This is a genomic window from Leptothoe sp. ISB3NOV94-8A, from assembly GCF_043421595.1.
In the GTDB taxonomy this organism is placed as follows: domain Bacteria; phylum Cyanobacteriota; class Cyanobacteriia; order Phormidesmidales; family Phormidesmidaceae; genus Leptothoe; species Leptothoe turfae.
This window is the reverse complement of the sequence record NZ_JAXSQW010000001.1, coordinates 3891226-3909908: the sequence shown is the minus strand read 5'-3', so window position 1 is coordinate 3909908 and position 18683 is coordinate 3891226. Positions and strand designations below refer to the sequence as shown.

Below are 18683 nucleotides of genomic sequence, written 5' to 3'. Positions count from 1 at the left end.
ATTGACTATTGGCTTTGCTTTTGTCGTTGCTGATTTAGTGAATTCTTCAGTCTATTAAATGTGCTATCGCTCAATACTTGACTGATAAAATCATCCCGATGATCAGCAACGCTTTGATTTTTAAATTCAATCATCACTAAATAGGAGAATAATAGCCATGGCACTTTGGTTAGAGAGCCTTGAAGCCACTGAGTTGCGTACTAATGCAACTGAAGATGATCTACAGGTTGTCATCAGAGCTGTTTATAAGCAAGTTTTGGGTAATCAGCACGTGATGGACAGTCAGCGTCTGACTAGTGCTGAGTCGATGCTCAGAGATGGTTGTATCACTGTTCGAGGATTTGTTCGTGCAGTAGCTACGTCTGATCTATATCGCTCCCTATTTTTTGAAAATTCTTCTTCGTACCGCTCTATTGAACTGAATTTTCAACATTTGTTGGGTCGTGCTCCTCAAGACCAAACTGAGATTGCTGAGCACGTTGCTATTTACAACACTCAAGGTTTCGAAGCAGAAATTGATTCCTACATCGATAGCGATGAGTATGATGCTGCTTTTGGTGAGAACACTGTGCCCTATGTGCGTGGTAACTCCAGTCAAGCTGGTTTGAAGAATGTTGCGTTTAATCGTACATTTGCTTTAGATCGCGGCTATGCAGCTAGCAATGTCACCAGCACATCTCTGGTTAGCGACATTGCTGGTAACCTGGGTACTAAAATCAAAGCCCCAACGTCAGCTTCTGGTGCTTATAGCAATACCGGTAAGCGTTTTCGCATTACTGTTTCTAAGGCAAACTTTGGGGCACGGGTTACTAAGAGTAATTACAGTGTAGAAGTGGGCTTTGCTCAGCTTTCTAAGCGTATTCAGACTGTACAGCGCTCGGGTGCAAAAATTGTTAACATCTCAGAAATCTAGTTTTGATTTCAGTGACTTTCAGGTGATAGCTAGTGAGCTTTTAAACAAGCTAGCTTAGTTATCTTTGAAGCCTCCAGCAAGATGTGTTGGGTAAACCGGACACATCTTGCTGGAGGTTTTGTTATGGGCTTTTACTTTTGGTGGAGTTAAGGGTTACTTTAGATAAGCAGCAATAAAATTTTTAAGCTTTTGTTCTAACTAAATGGATATTGAAACTTTTGTGCAACGTTCGTTAGGTGAATGGCGATCGCAACGTAGTGCCCATCACCTAGCATTTGCCCATTTTGAAGAAGTGCGTTCTACCATCAATATTGAGCCTCTCACAGTAGATGAGCCAGGGGTATTAGAACTGTGCAAACGCTATGATGTTGCTCCAGAAATTATAGTGAGCCCTTTCAAAATGAGCTGGGAAGGTGAATCTGACTGGGATGAAGATGAGGTCATGGCAGGGTCTACCATTCTTGTGCCCGTGCCTGATAGTGCAACTACAGGGAAGCTATTGCGAGAGCAGGGGTATGCGGAAACAATGGAAGCCGTTGGTACCTATTCTTTAGGCGAAGATGGCACCTTTGTGCTGACTACCTCCTATGATCGGGCGGCTGCAGAGGAAAAAATTTGGTTTGCCACTCCTAACCTAAGGTTTCGGGTGTCCTTGATTAAGACCAGTAGTGGCAAGGGGGTGACTACTGCTAGTTTTTCATCAGAAGTTCGACGTAATCCTGGGTAAGAAATAAGTAAGGTGAGTCATCGAATGCTGATAACCTGTGGGTCAATATGCTCCTAATGCTGGCACTTTTACCCGTTGCTTGCGTACACTAAATCAAGTGGGTGATATTGGTTGTGTGAGATCTCAAGAGATCGGCAACGCCTCAACATAAAACTGTTGTCCTAGTTAATCTGTGGGCAACGTTGAAAAAATAAACATTTATTACAAGAATGGTGCTTACTGGCAATGCTGATGTCTCTTCTTCTACAGAGTCTTATTCTCAAGACTTTATAACTCTTGTTCGGTGGATGTCTGGGGATTTTAGCAATCAGCAACAAGCCTTTGACGAACCCACAAAATTTGCCCACATTCGGATTTTTTTTCGACCACTGCCTTACGACTTTTTTTCAGGAGTAGGGCTATATTCAGAACAAACCTATGACTATGACCTGTGGACTCCCTATAGGCAGGGGGTACACCGTCTAGTTGATAAGGGGGATCATGTTTATATCGAGAATTATGGCTTGAAAGATCGCCTGCTTTACGCAGGGGGCGGTCATAATTTGGAGATCCTTAAAACTGTTACTCCTGAGTGTATTGAGCGTCGTGAAGGCTGTTCAATGGTGTTTAGGCGTGAGGGAGATACGTTCATTGGCAGCGTAGAACCTGGTAAGGCTTGCATTATTCCTAAAGAAGGCAAAATTACCTATCTCACTAGTCATGTGGAGCTTACTGAAAGCACATGGATGAGCATCGATCAGGGTATGGATATTGAGACAGATGAATATGTGTGGGGCTCAACAGAGGGGATTTTGAAATTCCGAAAGCGCGCCAGTTTTAATAATGAACTACCTTTCTGAAGAATTTAAAACGAACGTTGATATAGACCTTAGAGCGGTTCAGATTTCCATGCTTCCTCCTCAAGCACAAAAGAAGATGAAGACGTGGATCCGCAGTCGTCACCTGATTCGTTCAGGTAACTTCTTCATTTTTGAAACCGTAGAATACTCGACGATAGAAAAGTTTCAGGATTGCCTTAAGGCTTTGGGGGGCACTTTAATATGTGTTGATCCAGTCAAAAAAATTTGGATTGGGCAGCATCGACGTGTTGTTCTGTATCGGGCCAAGGCCAGTTTGCATACCCCCCACCACGATTTACAGCAATATTGGATCAAGTACGGCAGTTTCCATACTCGATTTGATGAACGAGTTTAAGTAGATTATTTCTTCATTTCCTCTAACCGTTGCCATCAGGCTGTTTTAAATGATTTTGTGCCTTATGTAACGGAATATTGCTTTCTCCTCACTAAATGAGACTTGGGTAACCATGATTCATTATTGTTTCGTTAGTGGTTGAGCCAAACGAAACGGGCTTATCACTAACGAAAAGTTTTTAACAAAACAAGGAGAGCTCAATGCTTGACGCTTTTTCTAGAGCGGTAGTATCCGCTGATGCCAGCACTGCACCTGTCGGTGATCTATCTGCCCTTAAGGCATTTGTTGCAAGTGGCAACCGTCGTCTGGATGCTGTAAATGCCATTGCATCCAACGCAAGCTGCATGGTATCTGATGCTATTGCTGGCATGATTTGTGAGAACCAGGGTCTCATCCAAGCGGGTGGTAACTGCTACCCCAACCGTCGTATGGCTGCCTGCCTACGTGACGGTGAGATCGTTCTTCGCTATGTAACTTACGCGCTACTAGCTGGTGATGCATCCGTTCTAGATGATCGTTGCTTGAACGGTCTAAAAGAGACTTATGCTGCTCTAGGCGTACCTGCAACGTCCACTGTACGTGCCGTACAGATCATGAAGGCCCAGGCCACTGCTCACATTAAGGATGAGCCTAGCGAAGCACGCGCTGGTGCACGTCTACGTAAGATGGGCTCTATTGTAACTGACGATCGTTGCGCTTCCTTGGTTGCAGAAGCTGGCAGCTACTTTGATCGCGTTATCTCTGCTCTAGGTTAGTCACCGTTTGACGGCTAAGCGAGATTGTTCTGATTGTTCACGATCAATTTAACTACTGGAGAAAATTACGAAATGAAATCTGTTGTTACCACTGTGATCGCTGCAGCTGATGCAGCTGGTCGTTTTCCTTCCACTTCCGACCTAGAGTCTGTACAAGGTAGTCTTCAGCGTGCAGCAGCGCGTCTTGAAGCTGCTGAGAAGCTAGCAGGCAACTTGGATAACGTAGCTAAAGAAGCTTACGATGCATGCATCTCCAAGTATCCCTACTTGAACAATGCAGGTGAAGCAAACTCCACTGACACGTTCAAAGCTAAGTGCATGCGTGACATTAAGCACTACATGCGTCTGATCAGCTACAGCCTAGTAGTGGGTGGTACTGGTCCTCTTGATGAGTGGGGTATTGCAGGTCAGCGTGAAGTTTACCGTGCGCTTAACCTACCCACTGCACCTTACGTAGCTGCTCTAAGCTTTGCCCGTAACCGTGGTTGTGCTCCTCGTGACATGTCTGCTCAGGCTCTAACTGAGTACAACGCTCTGGTTGACTACGTAATTAACTCCCTTTCCTAAGGGACCCTTTCCTAGTCATCTGACTACGATTAAGAGCTTGACTACATTGAGTTAGTCAAAACCTGGAGATTCTTTGGAGTCTCCAGGTTTGTTGTCGTTTGTTGGCTTCGACTGCGCTCAGCCAACGAGATTTATAAAACGATTGCACAATGCTTCGTTTTCCTGGCCATCTTTCCCTGAGCGGAGTCGAAGGGAATGTTCACGATTTTTGTCGCTCAACCGTCCTATGGATAAGCGTTTCGCCAATATTTTCGGTTTAACAGAAGAACAATCGATTGCTCTTCTGGATACGCCTCCTGAACAGGCCGCTGATGAGAGTGAGCGCTATGTTGCGGCGTCTCAATTGGCAAATTATCCATCAGAGGCATCGATTGACGCGCTTATTCGAGCGGTGAATGTTACCCACGACTCGCTGGATAATCGGATTACTCGACGTAAATCGGTTGAGTCTTTGGGTAAGTTGAAGGCGACGCTAGGGTTGAATGCTATTCGTACCTGTTTGTCTGATCCAGATCGCTATACCGTAGAGTCTGCTGTCTGGGCGATTGGTGAAATTGGAACAGAAGATGCAGAGATTTTAGAAGAGATTACTCAACTGCTGGCAAAACCAGATCAGACCTATCGAGTGATTATTCATACGTTGGTGAAGTTGGACTATGATGCAGCGGTGGATCGGGTGCGGCCCTTTATGGATCATGGAGATGAGCCGACGGCTAGTGCTGCGATCTCAGCCGTCTGCCGTTTTGCCCGAGATTTTAGCCAAATTGATCGAGTCATCTCATTTCTCCAAAGCGATAACATTAATGCTCGCCGGGCCTGCCTCGAAGATCTGATTAATTCTCAGTATTACGCAGCGATTCCGGCGATTGCGCGCTGTCCTATTTCTCTAATGTTTCGCTTAAGGGCTGTTCGCACATTAGCAGAGAGCGGTATGGCCTCTGGTGAGGTGGGCATTGATGATGCGTTACCCGTGATTGAGCAGATTTTGCGAGATCATCCCCAAGATTTGGAGCTAGTGCACGAATATGATCAGCCCCCTGCCCTAGACTTTCTTATTCGGGAGCTGTACCACACTGACTTTGGCCGCACTTATTTGGCGATTCAAACCTTTATTGATCAGCAGCTTGACACTGCGCCAGCGGCTCTGTTTGCCACCTATGAGGATGAGGCCCATAACGACTATGGTGCTCACTACCATGTGATGAAGCTCATGGGCTGGCTCAAGCATCAACCGGCTTACGATTTACTGCTTGAGGCTTTGAACAATACATCTCCCCAATTTATGAAATCTCGAGCTGGAGCTGCTCTATCTTTGGGAGAACTGGGCGATCAGCGAGCGATTACCCCATTACAAACCAGTGCCCACAGTAAAATTTGGATGCTTCAATATGCTTCGTTAATGGCCTTAGAAAAATTAGGCGATTATAGTCAGCATAAACTGTTATTAGAAGCAAATGATTGGGCTGTAAGAGCCAAGGCTCATCGTTCGATTCAAATGGCGCAGGCTTAAGCTGGTGCAGAAAATCTGTTGACTTCGACTTCACTCAGGCAACGGATTTTTTGCCAGTGTGCCCCGAGCGGAGTCGAAGGGTACGTCTACAATCTATTCTTCTTTAGTTAAAAATTCTTGTTACCAACCCATGGACGCTTTTTTTGAACAGCTTAAGCACCCGAATCCCAATATGCGCAATCGCGCCATGGTGGATATTATCGACAATCGTGATGAGACTACGATTCCCCGCCTGATGAGTGCCTTGGATGCCGAAGACACTACTTACCGCCGGGCGGCTGTCAAAACGTTAGGAGCTGTTGGCTTAGATGCCGTACCTGCTATTGTTGAGGCCCTGGCTAATAGTGAAAATGTCACTGTGCGGGGTAGCTGTGCTAAAGCTCTAGCACAAGTAGCCTTAAACTATCCCGATGAGCCATTTCCAGAGTTAGGGCTACAGGGTCTAAAACAATCTCTCAATGATCCGAATCCAGTGGTTCATATCGCCTCGGCTATGGCCCTGGGGGAGATTGGTAATGCAGCTCTGGATATCTTGCTAGAGAGCCTGCAAACTACCGATAATCTTGCTCTATCGGTTTCTATTGTGAATGCGTTAGCCTCTGTCGGTGGAGATCAGGCTTCAGAGGTGCTGGCCAACCTGGCCGACGATGACTCGGTGGATGGCTATGTGAAGGAAACAGCCATCAGCGCTTTATCACGTATGGAAATGGTACAAAATTTCTCTCGTCCTAAAGAGTAATGCTGCTGTGATTTCGCAAACGAGTGAAGGGTGCTTGGAACTGTCAAAAGCTTTTGACAGTTCCAAGCACAACTTTAACCCTTTAAAATAAGGGGTTCTTGGTCGGCCTGTACCAAGGTAATACGGTCCGCATAGCTTGCTATGGCAATAATTTTGGATCGCTGTGCTTTGAGTCGTTCTTCAATCTCCATCGAAGGACAGTGAATAATTAACCCATTGCTACCTGTATCCCATTTAAGGTCACAGGCGGAAATATCAGCAATATCAGCTTTTAAGGTGTGCAGTAATTGGTTGATAGCCTTGAACTTTTGTAGCCATTCTGAGCTGTTGAGCTCATCTTCTAGCTGACTACGCAACGGATTTTGATCATCCAACATGACTGTGCCTGTGACGTTTTACTGAGGTCAAGACCTGCAGTTATGGCTGGCTAGGCTTGACCTCAGAAATTTGAAGACTATTCGGCTGTAGTGTCAGGGGTGAGGGCTGCTAGCTGTGCATTGAGTTGAGCCAGGGCCGCATCAATTTTGGCAAGCTCGGGCTCTAACTTGGCCATGGTCTCTTTCTTCGACATTTTTGCTTTTTTAGCAGCATCCAAAGTTTCGTTGGTTAAACGCTCACGATACTTCTCAAACTCAGTGATGAGTTCAGTGATTTCTTCAACGGTAACTTGGGGGGTGGCAGTATCAGTCGAGCTAGTCATGATGAGGGTCCTTTCAGTTTTTCAAAAAAATAGTTCATCTATATAGCTATATTTTTACGGCTGAGCTGTCGTTTGTCATTAGTTGCTGCCATCTAATATGAATTAAATGAGGCATATGTAACGGAATATTGCTTTGTTGTTGATATTAAGGACTTAGGTAAGGTCTGTTGCATATGGTTAGTTCGTGGCACACCGAACTGCTGTGGCGGTTGCCCGAAGAGTTTGCCCAATGTGTTTTTGAAGTAAGGAGAGCTCAATGCTTGACGCTTTTTCTAGAGCGGTAGTATCCGCTGATGCCAGCACTGCACCTGTCGGTGATCTATCTGCCCTTAAGGCATTTGTTGCAAGTGGCAACCGTCGTCTGGATGCTGTAAATGCCATTGCATCCAACGCAAGCTGCATGGTATCTGATGCTATTGCTGGCATGATTTGTGAGAACCAGGGTCTCATCCAAGCGGGTGGTAACTGCTACCCCAACCGTCGTATGGCTGCCTGCCTACGTGACGGTGAGATCGTTCTTCGCTATGTAACTTACGCGCTACTAGCTGGTGATGCATCCGTTCTAGATGATCGTTGCTTGAACGGTCTAAAAGAGACTTATGCTGCTCTAGGCGTACCTGCAACGTCCACTGTACGTGCCGTACAGATCATGAAGGCCCAGGCCACTGCTCACATTAAGGATGAGCCTAGCGAAGCACGCGCTGGTGCACGTCTACGTAAGATGGGCTCTATTGTAACTGACGATCGTTGCGCTTCCTTGGTTGCAGAAGCTGGCAGCTACTTTGATCGCGTTATCTCTGCTCTAGGTTAGTCACCGTTTGACGGCTAAGCGAGATTGTTCTGATTGTTCACGATCAATTTAACTACTGGAGAAAATTACGAAATGAAATCTGTTGTTACCACTGTGATCGCTGCAGCTGATGCAGCTGGTCGTTTTCCTTCCACTTCCGACCTAGAGTCTGTACAAGGTAGTCTTCAGCGTGCAGCAGCGCGTCTTGAAGCTGCTGAGAAGCTAGCAGGCAACTTGGATAACGTAGCTAAAGAAGCTTACGATGCATGCATCTCCAAGTATCCCTACTTGAACAATGCAGGTGAAGCAAACTCCACTGACACGTTCAAAGCTAAGTGCATGCGTGACATTAAGCACTACATGCGTCTGATCAGCTACAGCCTAGTAGTGGGTGGTACTGGTCCTCTTGATGAGTGGGGTATTGCAGGTCAGCGTGAAGTTTACCGTGCGCTTAACCTACCCACTGCACCTTACGTAGCTGCTCTAAGCTTTGCCCGTAACCGTGGTTGTGCTCCTCGTGACATGTCTGCTCAGGCTCTAACTGAGTACAACGCTCTGGTTGACTACGTAATCAACTCCCTTTCTTAAGGGACCCGTTCCTAAGGGTTTGATGCGATTCAGAGCTTGACTGCATTTAGGTAGTCTAAACCTGGAGATTCTTCGGAGTCTCCAGGTTTGTTTATAGGAGAGACTGATCTATCCGTCCTGTCTCTAGATATTGTCATAACAACATACTTCCCTAAATCTGCTAAAACTACGATGACAGTCGATTCTCTCTTTGAGCAACTCAAACATCCTAATCCCAATCTGCGTGAACGAGCCATAGTAGAGTTGGCCGAGTCCTATGATGAGCAGACGATTGCTCGATTGATGGCTAATTTGCTTGAAGACGATGTTGTTTATCGGAGAGCATCGGTTAAAGCCTTGGGTTATATTGGCCCAGACTCTGTACCTAGTTTGGTGCAAAGATTGCAGAGTAGTGAGAGTCCAACTGAACGGGCAAGCTGTACTAAAGCCTTGACGCAAGTGGCTGTACGTCATACTGATACACCATTCCCAGAAGAAGGATTGCAGGCATTGCAACAGGCCCTTGAAGATCCTGCCCCAGTGGTTAATATCTCTGCGGTGATGGCATTGGGACAGGTGGGTGAGCCTGCTTTAGATATTTTGCTTAATGCTCTCAAAACTACAGAGAATATAGCAATATCAGTCGCTATTCTCAATGCACTAGGGTCTGTTGATAGTGAGAAAGTTGTGACTGTGTTGACTGAGTTTAGTCAGAATGCTGATGTGGATACGTACCTGCGCGAGTCAGCTACTAGTGCCTTATCTCGACTAGAGCTAGTTAAACAGTATTCTCCTGACTAAAGGCATTACCTTTATCAAAGACTAATGTCAAAGACTAAGAAAAACACAGTATCGAATGAGCGTTTGCTGTTCAATACTGCGTTTAAGTAGTGCTACCCAGATTTAAGCCAAGACATTTTGAATTAGCTTAATTAGGATGCTAATTCAGTAATGCTTGAAATTTTGCCCCCAGACGTATGAATGTTCTGTACAGCTTGGGACATTTGAGCGTAGGTCACCACAATGGTTTGCTTGCTGAATCGCTTGAGGCGTGAAGCTGCTGCACCGCTAGAAAATGCAATCTTGAAGCTCTTGCCAAGATTGCTATAGCCAGAAGCATTTCCCTTGGCCAGAGGCTTGATCGGAGTGGCAATATTAGCAGCTAAGGAGGAAATTAGCTGAGCACCTTTATTGCGATCGCTAGTGGCGGAACCCCGTAGAAGGGAAAACATCCGGTTAAACCCTTCATTCTTAACGCCTGCTTGGGAACGAATACTCCGGTGATAGGGCACTGTCGCCTCACCAAAGTTATCGATATATTCGTTGCTGTCGAGATATGAGTTGATTTCGGTGGCGTAGCCCTGCTCATTGTAGAGAGTGACATGCTCTCTAATCTCTGCTTGATCGCGTGGGGCACGACCCAGGAGATGCTTGAAGTTTAATTCGATAAATCGGTACTGAGAATTGCCATCAAAGAAGAGAGAACTGTATAGCGCTGATTGAGCTACAGCCCGGACAAACCCTCGTACAGTGATATCACCATTGCGTAACATAGCTTCGGCACTGGCTAGCCGATCATTATCGAGGATATGAACATTCCCCAACACTTGGCGATACGCAGCACGGATCACCTCCTGTAGGTCTTCTTCATTGGCAAAAGAGCGCAGTTCTACCGGTGCGCCTTCAAACGCATCCAAGCCCAGGGATGCGGAAGCTGTTAAATTTCCCATTAATATGGTCTCCTGACAATCTCAAACAGAGTTTTCGATATATTTTTCTGGTGTTGCTGATCCTTGGAAGGATTTAATCTATAAAATCCTGACAAATGGCATTGAGTCTAGCTCAAGTACAAATCAGCAACGACGTTTCTTTTGGGTCAAGAATCTGGGTAGGTACTTTGGACAGTAGGTGAAAATGAAAGGGGAGATCTTGTATATGAGGAAGAAGTTAACAAATGTTCAATGTTTTGTGTCGTGTTAGTTACAACCTGGGGACGTAAGAACCGCTAGTCATGAAAAAAACGTCGTTTAGTATTTTTCATCTCACCGAAGAGCAAGCTATTGCGCTTTTACATACGCCATCTGATCAGCTTGAGGAGCCGTCAGATCGATATATTGCGGCCTCTCGATTGGTGGAGCATCCATCGGAACGTACGGTACAAGCCTTGATCCAGGCTATTCATCAGCCAGGCGATGATCTTGATAATCGGATTGTGCGCCGCAAGTCGGTAGAGACGTTAGGGCATTTGCGCGCTGCCCAGGCACTGCCATCCATTCGTTCTTGTTTAGGGGATGACGACTGCTACACCGTGGAGAACGCAGTGTGGGCCATTGGTGAGATTGCTAGTGGAAAAGATGAGCGGCATATCTCGCTGGACGAGGCGATTCTAGAAGAGATAACAAATGTTCTCACTCGGCCTGGGCAAAATTATCGAGTCGTTATTCAGACGCTGGGTAAACTTGGCTATAAAGCGGCGGCTGATCGGATTCGACCTTGGATGCAAGCGGATAATCTAATGGTGGCAAGTGCTGCGATCGCAACACTATATCGTTTTGGCGACGATATCTCGGCTATGGCTCGCGTTGTCGACATGCTGCAAGATGCCAATGTCAACGTACGTCGCAGCTGTCTACAGGACCTGATCGATACCCATTACTACTCGGCCATTCCTAAAATTGCCCAGTCCCCTATTTCCATGGTGTTCCGTTTGCGGGCAATTCAATCCTTGGCCCTGGTAGGCATAGACGATCAAGCCATCACCTTTACTAAGGATGTCGAACCTTATCTAGACCAAGTCATAGCCGATCATCCCGACACCATAGAACTGGTTCATGAATATGACCAAACCCCCACCCTTGAGTTTGCCGTTAATGAACTGTATGAGACAGACTTTGGCCGCTGTTATTTAGCTACCAAAACATTATTGGATGTGTATCCTCAAAAAGCTCCTGAGGCCCTGATGACAGCCTACGAGGATAAAGCTCACCATGATTATGGCGGCTACTACCATGTTATGCGTTTATTTGGTTGGCTGGACTATGAGCCTGCCTACAAGCTTTTGGTCAAGGCACTGCACAACCCAGAAGCTCAGTTTAAGAAAGCGCGGGTAGCGGGTGCGATCGCCCTTGGTAGATTAGGTAACCCTTATGCCATCGATGAGCTGCAGTTGGCGTGGGATACAGCTACCTGGGAACTGCAATACGCCATTCTCATTGCTTTGAATCATTTAGATGGTCTTAACCAGAGCGAGTTGTTGCAGTCAGAGCATCCATTGGTGCAAGCTAAGCTGTCGAGTTTAAAGGGATGAGGTGTAGAGGATTACAAGAGACTGTTGATAGCTTTGATTCTTGAAAATATTGGCTGTGAGATAATCCTCTCGGAGGCCCCCTTTCCAGAAATAACTACGTTTTCTCAGTTAGGCATACTGGGGGTTTCCCAAATTCTGGGGGCCTCCGGAAACTTCGCCAGGTTCCAAAATACTTTGCCAAAGCCTACATATGACCGCCAGTAATAGCCTGTAGTGCAACAGTCAGCACCACACGACCTACTTCGATAGCACCTGCCACTGTGACTACAGCACCAATCTTGCGAATGATGGCTGGGGGCATATTGCCTTCCCAGAGCGGGTTAATCGAACCGATAAACTTATATTGATTCTCATTGCCTTCTCCTTGATAGCGTTTAATGCTCAGCTCCTTAGGGAGGGCAGGCATATTTTGGTCGCTGGAGAATAGCTTGATGGAACGGCGATGAGGAACTTGGTGAAAACCAAAGGCAGCTACATACTCATCACAGGTTGTTAGCTTTTCAGCAAAAGAGATAATGCCTTCAGAGGCTAAGAGAGAACTCCACTTAAAGACCTCTGATTGAATCGCAGGACGACCCAGTACCCGCTCAAAGCAAAGCTGCACAAATCGATAGTTGCTATTGGTAGCCAAAATAAAGTTAATGAACATGTCGGAGCAAATTAGCTCACGCACCAAATCCTGTGTGGTGATCTCATTGTTGAGATAGGCAGAATCAAGGGCTTCATTGTGGTGAAAATCAATATTACGATTGTCCTTAAAGATGGCACGATATACGGCCTGCAAACAATCTCGCTTATCCATGGCAGATAATGCTTTAGCCTGACCCGACTCAACATTTGCGAGAGAATAGTAACCGTTTTGAGCTGCAGGGATGAATTGATTATCAGTTGCCAGTGTTTGCATGTTTGTTTGTGAGTATTGATTTTATTAAATAGCCTAAGGCTTTAGCATTGATTTACCTAAGCTATGGCCATTCTAGGAAACTCTGCGAAGTAATCAAGAAAAGCGATAAGTATATTTACTTATTTCATTGCGCTGTGTTGCAAAGTTCTCAGAAATGGCCAATTTGGAGAGGTTTAAGATATTAACCCTTTGTCTAGAAACCTTGCTGGGTATGGAGTTTTTAGATCTGAGATGGTTTAGCTGTCTGTCTGTGTAACTCGTAAAGTCATGTAACAGGTGATGCTTTTTTGCGTAGGTAAATCAGCAGGAAATACTGGTTTTTATGTTGTGGAGAAAACGCTAAAAGTGCACTTGGCTATAAGGCTCAATCATCTTCGTCCATACTCTACTTTGCACTTTTAGTCGGTAATCAAAGGGCTCAATTTTCTTCTTTGAAAGATGAAGCTTTGTAACTTTGTTTTTCATAAACAGGGTGCTAAGTACATTGCTTCCTGTACTTTAATTCTTGGTTGGTCGCCCTTGATGACGTCAGGGTGTGATCAATCACATAGTAATCAGTCCTTAATTAATAAAGTAAGGAGAGTCTAATGCTTGACGCTTTTTCAAGAGCTGTAGCCTCTGCGGATGCAGGTGGTAAGTTTGTTGGCGGTGGTGACCTCGACGCTCTTAAGTCGTTTGTCGCAGAAGGTAACAAGCGTCTCGATGCTGTTAACGCTATTGCGTCTAACGCTAGCTGCATCGTGACTGATGCTGTTGCCGGTATTGTTTGTGAGAGTCCTGGTCTAACCGCTCCTGGTGGTGGTGTTTACACCAACCGTAAGATGGCTGCTTGCCTACGCGATGGTGAAATCGTTCTACGTTACATCACTTACGCTGTATTGACTGGTGATGCTTCCGTACTTAACGACCGTTGCTTGAACGGCCTCAAGGAGACTTACTCCGCACTGGGTGTACCCATTGGTAACACTACCCGCGCTGTAGCAATCATGAAGGCTTGTGCCGTTGCCCACGTTAACGACACTAACACTGAAGCTCAAGCTGGTAGCAAGTTCCGTACAATGGGCGCTACTAAGGGCGACTGTGCTGCTCTAACTGCTGAAGTTGCTGGCTACTTCGATGCTGTAGGTGCTGCTATCAGCTAGTTAGATGCGTTCTTGCCAGTCCACTGAGACTTGGTGCGCATTTTCTGAATTGAATTTGTTCAAAGTCGTTGCTGATTTGAGCGATCAACCTGTCTGACCAATTTGTCATTCATCTGTGACTAATATTTGGCCTTTGTAGGGGATCAGCAACGCCAAATCAAATAATAGGAGATAACATTAGCTATGAAATCCGTTGTAACTACGGTTGTTGCTGCTGCTGATCAGGGCGCTCGTTTCCCCAGTAGCTCCGACCTTGAGTCCGTACAAGGTAGCCTTCAGCGTGCTGCTGCTCGTATGGAAGCTGCTGAGAAGCTAGCTGGCAACTATGATGCAGTTGCTCAAGAAGCTGTTGACGCTATCTACAAGAAGTATCCTAGCGGCCAGGGCCGTGACATGGATGCTGGTACTCAGAAAGAGAAGTGCAAGCGTGACATCGTTCACTACCTACGTCTTGTTAACTACTCTTTAATCGTTGGTGGTACTGGCCCCATTGATGAGTGGGCTATCTCTGGTGCTCGTGAAGTTTACGGTGCTCTAGGTATCGGTACTGATACTTATGTTGCTGGTCTTAGTGCTCTGCGTTCTCGTGGTTGTGCTCCTCGTGACATGTCTGCTCAGGCTCTTGTTGAGTACAACGGCCTGCTCAGCTACTTGATCAACTCTATGTCCTAGATTTTTAGCGTCGCTCCAGGGGAATATCCTCTGGGGCAATGCTAATCACTAGCAAAGCCATAGTTAACGTCTGACTGTCAAGCCTTACTGGGAAAAACAGTCAGACGTTTTATTGTGTGAGAATTTTTCTTTTTAAGAATCATATTGGAGAGCTTCAATTGCGGTTAAAAGGCCTCTGGTTAATTGGCTTCCAGAGTGTCAAGAACAAACTGTGTATCTGCTAGGACTTTTTTCCATCTAAAAAATGGGGTGATGAGTAAATTCCTCAACCTACGGGCACGTTTGGCTTTTTGAATGAGTTGGTTAACTTGATAGGTATGATGAAAACCAACATTGTTGAGTTGTTTTTGTTGTAAGAGGTCTTCAACCTCTTGACGCCAGTTACTCATGGTAGAACTCAGTATTTTTACTGATGATTGATGCCTTGATTTTAAACGACTCTGTGCCAACCTTGTCAGCATTGCATACAACACTTACAAGACTATGTCTATGAACTGGATGTTAGAGCAACAATGCATCAATTGCTCTCTGGAAAAGATTAACTAATCCCAATCGTTAGCACCCTGCTGTTGTTTTTCCAGTTGTCCAATGGCAAGGGTATAAATGGCTCCACTGCTAGCTTCAGAATCTTTTTCTTTGGAGGCTTTCAACGTTTCAAGAACACTAGCATCGCCAATTTTCATCAAGGATAGAATAGCGGATTTTCGAGTTCCCCACACTGGATGCTCTAAAAGCTGTAGTAACGTAGGTATTGCGGGTTTATGGGCAAGATTTCCAAGTACTGCTGCCGCTTCACTGCGAACGGTTTCTGCTTCGTCGTTGAGGGCATTGATCAGGATAGCAAAGTTGTTTGCATTGGGGTCTTCTTGGGTGACTTTTGCGATCGCAGCCACCACTGCCGCCCTGACCTCTACGTTATCTGTTTCCAACGCCTGATACAGAAGATCCTTAGCTTCAGCCCCAATAAAGGCTAACGCCCAGGCCGCATGACCCTTCATACTTTCAGTAGTATCAGATGATTCTAAGATCTTAATAAGTTCTGGAGCAGCAGCTTCTCCTGTACGGGCCAAGGCTCCCACCGAAGAACCTTTAACAACAGTATCTTCATCGTGGAGAATGGCGTTAATTAATATGGGAATTGCCGTTGGATCACCAATCAATGTCAAACTTTTCGCACAGGCCCGACGCACTACGGGATTTTCATGACTAGATAGAGCCTTTGTCAGGAAAGGTGTGGCGGGTTCCCCAATTTGTCCCAGGGTTTCCGCAATGCGTAGTCGTACCATGCCACGCTTATCGGCAAACCCTTCCACTAGCTCTGTCAGTAATTCACCATCGTTGGGGTCAAACGTGAGGGTATCAATCTGCTCAGTCACCTTGCGAATAATATTATCCACATGGGCCTGGGCTAGAGCAAGCTCAGCTTCAGTTTGGGCGTCTAGGGTGTTGTCAACCATAGTGTGTTAAGACAGAACCAGTGCAGTTCACTTTTTATTCCTTCACTACTTTAGTACGACTGTAGAGCATACGCATAGGGGAGTTGGATCAAGCTGACAGCTTTGGACAGAGTAGTAAGTGATCAGTAGTAAATGGTGAGTGGAGTCTGCCCTCACTACCTGCTCCCCAAACTACACTTGCTATCCAAAACTCCCTATCCAAAGGCTGTCATAGCATCACCTAACTTTTAACGAAAGTTGCGCTGTTGCCATTTATTCAGGCGAGACGCACCGACAGCAGCCAAGGCTTGAGCTTCCATTAGTTCACCCCGCAAGCGTTCGATCAGGGCAGCTTTTTCGTCAGCTTGTTTTGAAGAAATACCCCCACTAAGGACTGCTTTTGGTTGTGCTCCTTTGCGCAGAACAGATTCCCCAACGCTTGCGGTAGAACGTAAGTCGGCCAGCTGTTGTTGAAGCTTGGCGATGAGTATATCTTGTTCGCTTTCCTTGGGCTCTGGGATAACCGGTGTTGCAGCTGGCGTGAAGTTAAAGATTTCTGCCAGAATCTCTTGAGCATCGCGGGGCTTGCTCACTTTGATCGGTTGATAGGGCAACATCGCGTTAGTTACGCGGGGGCGATTATCCGTTAGATCCTTATCACTGCCAGAGGCTCCCTTGAGCAGGTGCAACATATTGGTGAATTCCACCATGGTCTGTCCTGGCGCACTGTTATAGCCCCGATAGTAGGGCACAATGTTCTCGCCAAAGGCATTTTGATATTCATCGCTGTTGATATAACTATCGATGTCGGCTTCGTAGCCTTCGGTATCTAGAATGGCGCTGTGGGCCTTCATTTCGGCAAAGTTTTGGGGGGCACGACCTAAGAGATGTTTGAAGTGCAGCTCCATGGCCCGATAGCGATAGCAGTTTGTAAACCGAGACTGATAAAGTTCAGACTTAGCAACTTGACGAACAAATTCGCGAACGCTCAGATTACCATTTTTGAGCTGAGATTCAGGGACCACTAAACGCTCACTTTCCATAATGTGAGCATTGCCCATCACCTGACGATAGATGGCCCGGATAACCACTTCACTTTCCTCTGTTGATGCACCTGGCAATAGTTCTATTGGTGATGTTTGACGGAAAGGTGCGTAACCCTGGAATGTTTGCTGGGCAATTTTTTCTTGCTCAGTTAGACGTCTCTCGGGTTCTATCACAGTCAGCTGGCGATTAGCGGGGCTATTAACCGCTTCGATTTCGCCAATCTTATTGGTCATGGTGGCCTGGATTAGCCGTGCTTGGGAGAGATAATAAGCCGGGTTGCTATCATTGCTCGCTCTGCCCCGCAGTAATTTTAGTAGGTTCGCAAATCCGGCTACTTTTTGTCCGATAGGAGACTGGTGTCCTCGATAATAAGGCACTGTGTTTTCCCCAAACACCTGGAGATATTCATCGCTACCGAGGTAAGCGTCGATTTCGGTTTCATACCCTGCTGAATCTAGGATCTGGCTATGGTCAGCAATGTCACTGTAGTTATTGGGCGCACGGCCTAACAGGTGCTTAAAGTTCAATTCAATGAACCGACTGCGGGAGCAGGGTTCAAAAAAGCGAGACCGATATAGATCTGATTTGGCGACTCTGCGAATAAACTCGCGCACGGTGATGGTTTGACTTTGTAGCTGTGCTTCTGCATCCGCAATGGCAGCCCGCTCACTTTCCATCACATGGGCATTGCCCAAAACCTGTCGGTAGACTGCCTGAATCACCACCTCAACGGCTGCCAATGAATCGTTGGGGCGTAGTTCAACTGGGGCTGTTTCATCAAAGGCCTGGGTCCCTAACTCGATGGCAGGTCTATCGGGTGAGATCTGTGCAGCAGCATAGGCCGCATAACGTGCCTCTAACTCCTGGGTGGCTGGAGATTTCCAGAGTGTGGTGGGACGAGTGACAGGAGCAATCTTACCAATTTGATTTGCCATGAGGGCCTGATTTAACCGGGACTGTTGGTTGTGGGCTAAGTTGTTGTCATGGCTAGCCGCGCCGCGCAGTAGCTTTAGTAGATTGGGAAATCCGGATACCTGCTGGCCTGTCGGGGATTTGTGCCCCCGATAGTAGGGCACTATGCTTTCACCAAAGGTTTGTTGGTACTCATCGCTATCTAGGTAGGAGTCAATGTCTGCTTCAAATCCTTGTGCCTCTAAGAGATAACTATGGTCAGCAATATCGCTATAACTATTGGGTGCTCGCCCTAATAAATGTTTAAAGTTAAGTTCAATAAAACGATTGCGAGAACAAGGCTCAAAAAACCGAGACCGATACAGTTCTGATTTAGCAATCTGGCGAATAAATTCTCGGACGGTGATAGCATGACTTCGTAATTGTGATTCTGCGTCTGCCACGGTGGCCCGCTCACTCTCCATCACATGGGTATTGCCCAAAACCTGCCGGTAAACAGCCCGAATAACGACCTCGACGGTTTCTAAAGAGTCATTGGGCCATAGTTGAACGGGATCTGTTTCATCAAAGGCTTGGGTGCCCAAACTAATGGCAGAATTAACAACAGGATTTGCAAATGTGCTGACCATTCACCGTCTCCAATTTTTATAGCTGTATAAGTTGAACCGGGTCTGTGAGCCGTTTTGCTCAACAAAGGCAGAAATCCAGCCCATTTTAAACAGTGTGTATTGTTACCATTTTATTAAGATTAGGGTCTGTAAACTTTGAGGAATTGTTACAACTCAATGGCAACTCCCAGCG

General features: G+C 46.2%; 21 protein-coding genes. 14 read left to right on the top strand and 7 right to left on the bottom strand.

Annotated elements, in window-relative coordinates; all coding sequences use genetic code 11:
* Nucleotides 1–157: 157 nt before the first annotated feature.
* From SPB21_RS16450 to SPB21_RS16415, 8 genes are all read left to right on the top strand, one after another.
* The gene (locus SPB21_RS16450; protein WP_499867174.1) at nt 158–913 is read left to right on the top strand and encodes a phycobilisome rod-core linker polypeptide; all 756 of its coding nucleotides are present in this window, start codon (nt 158–160) and stop codon (nt 911–913) included.
* 202 nt (nt 914–1115) lie between these two features.
* Entirely contained in the window at nt 1116–1640 is a 525-nt protein-coding gene (locus SPB21_RS16445) for a phycobiliprotein lyase (RefSeq protein ID WP_163702027.1), read from the top strand.
* A gap of 209 nt (nt 1641–1849) precedes the next feature.
* Entirely contained in the window at nt 1850–2479 is a 630-nt protein-coding gene (locus SPB21_RS16440) for a chromophore lyase CpcT/CpeT (protein WP_163670413.1), read from the top strand.
* 49 nt (nt 2480–2528) lie between these two features.
* On the top strand, nt 2529–2834 hold the full coding sequence (locus tag SPB21_RS16435; RefSeq protein WP_163671845.1) for a CpeR family transcriptional regulator: 306 nt from the start codon (nt 2529–2531) through the stop codon (nt 2832–2834).
* A gap of 200 nt (nt 2835–3034) precedes the next feature.
* Nucleotides 3035–3589, top strand: coding sequence for a phycoerythrin subunit beta (gene cpeB / locus SPB21_RS16430; protein ID WP_163671552.1), 555 nt, complete (start codon nt 3035–3037; stop codon nt 3587–3589).
* Between the two features lie 72 nt (nt 3590–3661).
* Nucleotides 3662–4156 carry a C-phycoerythrin subunit alpha gene (gene cpeA / locus SPB21_RS16425; RefSeq protein ID WP_006515445.1) on the top strand — a complete coding sequence of 165 codons (495 nt, stop codon included), beginning with the start codon at nt 3662–3664 and terminating at the stop codon, nt 4154–4156.
* 226 nt (nt 4157–4382) lie between these two features.
* The gene (gene cpeY, locus SPB21_RS16420; protein WP_499867172.1) at nt 4383–5666 is read left to right on the top strand and encodes a C-phycoerythrin alpha-cysteine-82 phycoerythrobilin lyase CpeY; all 1284 of its coding nucleotides are present in this window, start codon (nt 4383–4385) and stop codon (nt 5664–5666) included.
* Nucleotides 5667–5796: 130 nt separating this feature from the next.
* Complete coding sequence (locus tag SPB21_RS16415; protein ID WP_163703355.1) at nt 5797–6405, top strand: HEAT repeat domain-containing protein; 609 nt, start codon at nt 5797–5799, stop codon at nt 6403–6405.
* A gap of 74 nt (nt 6406–6479) precedes the next feature.
* Here the strand turns inward: SPB21_RS16415 and SPB21_RS16410 are convergent, their stop codons facing one another.
* Both SPB21_RS16410 and SPB21_RS16405 read right to left on the bottom strand, forming a co-directional pair.
* A complete protein-coding gene (locus SPB21_RS16410) occupies nt 6480–6782 on the bottom strand; it encodes a hypothetical protein (protein ID WP_163671550.1) in 303 nt (100 codons plus the stop codon).
* 77 nt (nt 6783–6859) lie between these two features.
* The gene (locus SPB21_RS16405) at nt 6860–7105 is read right to left on the bottom strand and encodes a DUF8630 family protein (protein WP_163671551.1); all 246 of its coding nucleotides are present in this window, start codon (nt 7103–7105) and stop codon (nt 6860–6862) included.
* Between the two features lie 256 nt (nt 7106–7361).
* Here SPB21_RS16405 and cpeB (SPB21_RS16400) point away from each other — a divergent pair, with 256 nt between their 5' ends.
* The 3 genes from cpeB (SPB21_RS16400) (at nt 7362) to SPB21_RS16390 (ending at nt 9263) form a co-directional block, all read left to right on the top strand.
* Nucleotides 7362–7916: a phycoerythrin subunit beta gene (gene cpeB / locus SPB21_RS16400; protein WP_163671552.1), complete on the top strand. Its 555-nt coding sequence runs from the start codon at nt 7362–7364 to the stop codon at nt 7914–7916.
* Between the two features lie 72 nt (nt 7917–7988).
* Complete coding sequence (gene cpeA, locus SPB21_RS16395) at nt 7989–8483, top strand: C-phycoerythrin subunit alpha (RefSeq protein ID WP_006515445.1); 495 nt, start codon at nt 7989–7991, stop codon at nt 8481–8483.
* 171 nt (nt 8484–8654) lie between these two features.
* On the top strand, nt 8655–9263 hold the full coding sequence (locus SPB21_RS16390; protein WP_163667232.1) for a HEAT repeat domain-containing protein: 609 nt from the start codon (nt 8655–8657) through the stop codon (nt 9261–9263).
* A 131-nt stretch (nt 9264–9394) separates the two neighbouring features.
* On the opposite strand, the gene SPB21_RS16385 is transcribed toward SPB21_RS16390, so the two are convergent.
* Nucleotides 9395–10192, bottom strand: a complete 798-nt coding sequence (locus SPB21_RS16385; protein WP_499867171.1) for a phycobilisome rod-core linker polypeptide — start codon at nt 10190–10192, stop codon at nt 9395–9397.
* A 281-nt stretch (nt 10193–10473) separates the two neighbouring features.
* On the opposite strand from SPB21_RS16385, the gene SPB21_RS16380 reads away from it, so the two are divergent.
* Complete coding sequence (locus tag SPB21_RS16380; RefSeq protein ID WP_499867170.1) at nt 10474–11769, top strand: HEAT repeat domain-containing protein; 1296 nt, start codon at nt 10474–10476, stop codon at nt 11767–11769.
* A gap of 184 nt (nt 11770–11953) precedes the next feature.
* Here SPB21_RS16380 and SPB21_RS16375 read toward each other — a convergent pair whose 3' ends face one another.
* Nucleotides 11954–12673, bottom strand: a complete 720-nt coding sequence (locus SPB21_RS16375; protein ID WP_163667241.1) for a phycobilisome rod-core linker polypeptide — start codon at nt 12671–12673, stop codon at nt 11954–11956.
* 587 nt (nt 12674–13260) lie between these two features.
* Here SPB21_RS16375 and cpeB (SPB21_RS16370) point away from each other — a divergent pair.
* Both cpeB (SPB21_RS16370) and cpeA (SPB21_RS16365) read left to right on the top strand, forming a co-directional pair.
* Nucleotides 13261–13815: a phycoerythrin subunit beta gene (gene cpeB, locus SPB21_RS16370; protein WP_163667244.1), complete on the top strand. Its 555-nt coding sequence runs from the start codon at nt 13261–13263 to the stop codon at nt 13813–13815.
* Between the two features lie 183 nt (nt 13816–13998).
* Entirely contained in the window at nt 13999–14487 is a 489-nt protein-coding gene (gene cpeA, locus SPB21_RS16365; RefSeq protein ID WP_163667246.1) for a C-phycoerythrin subunit alpha, read from the top strand.
* Nucleotides 14488–14666: 179 nt separating this feature from the next.
* Here the strand turns inward: cpeA (SPB21_RS16365) and SPB21_RS16360 are convergent, their stop codons facing one another.
* The 3 genes from SPB21_RS16360 to SPB21_RS16350 all read right to left on the bottom strand — a co-directional run bounded on the left by SPB21_RS16360 (nt 14667) and on the right by SPB21_RS16350 (nt 18511).
* A complete protein-coding gene (locus tag SPB21_RS16360; protein ID WP_163667249.1) occupies nt 14667–14876 on the bottom strand; it encodes a hypothetical protein in 210 nt (69 codons plus the stop codon).
* A gap of 153 nt (nt 14877–15029) precedes the next feature.
* A complete protein-coding gene (locus SPB21_RS16355; protein ID WP_163667252.1) occupies nt 15030–15944 on the bottom strand; it encodes a HEAT repeat domain-containing protein in 915 nt (304 codons plus the stop codon).
* A gap of 227 nt (nt 15945–16171) precedes the next feature.
* Nucleotides 16172–18511, bottom strand: a complete 2340-nt coding sequence (locus SPB21_RS16350) for a phycobilisome rod-core linker polypeptide (RefSeq protein WP_499867168.1) — start codon at nt 18509–18511, stop codon at nt 16172–16174.
* Nucleotides 18512–18683 lie beyond the last annotated feature (172 nt).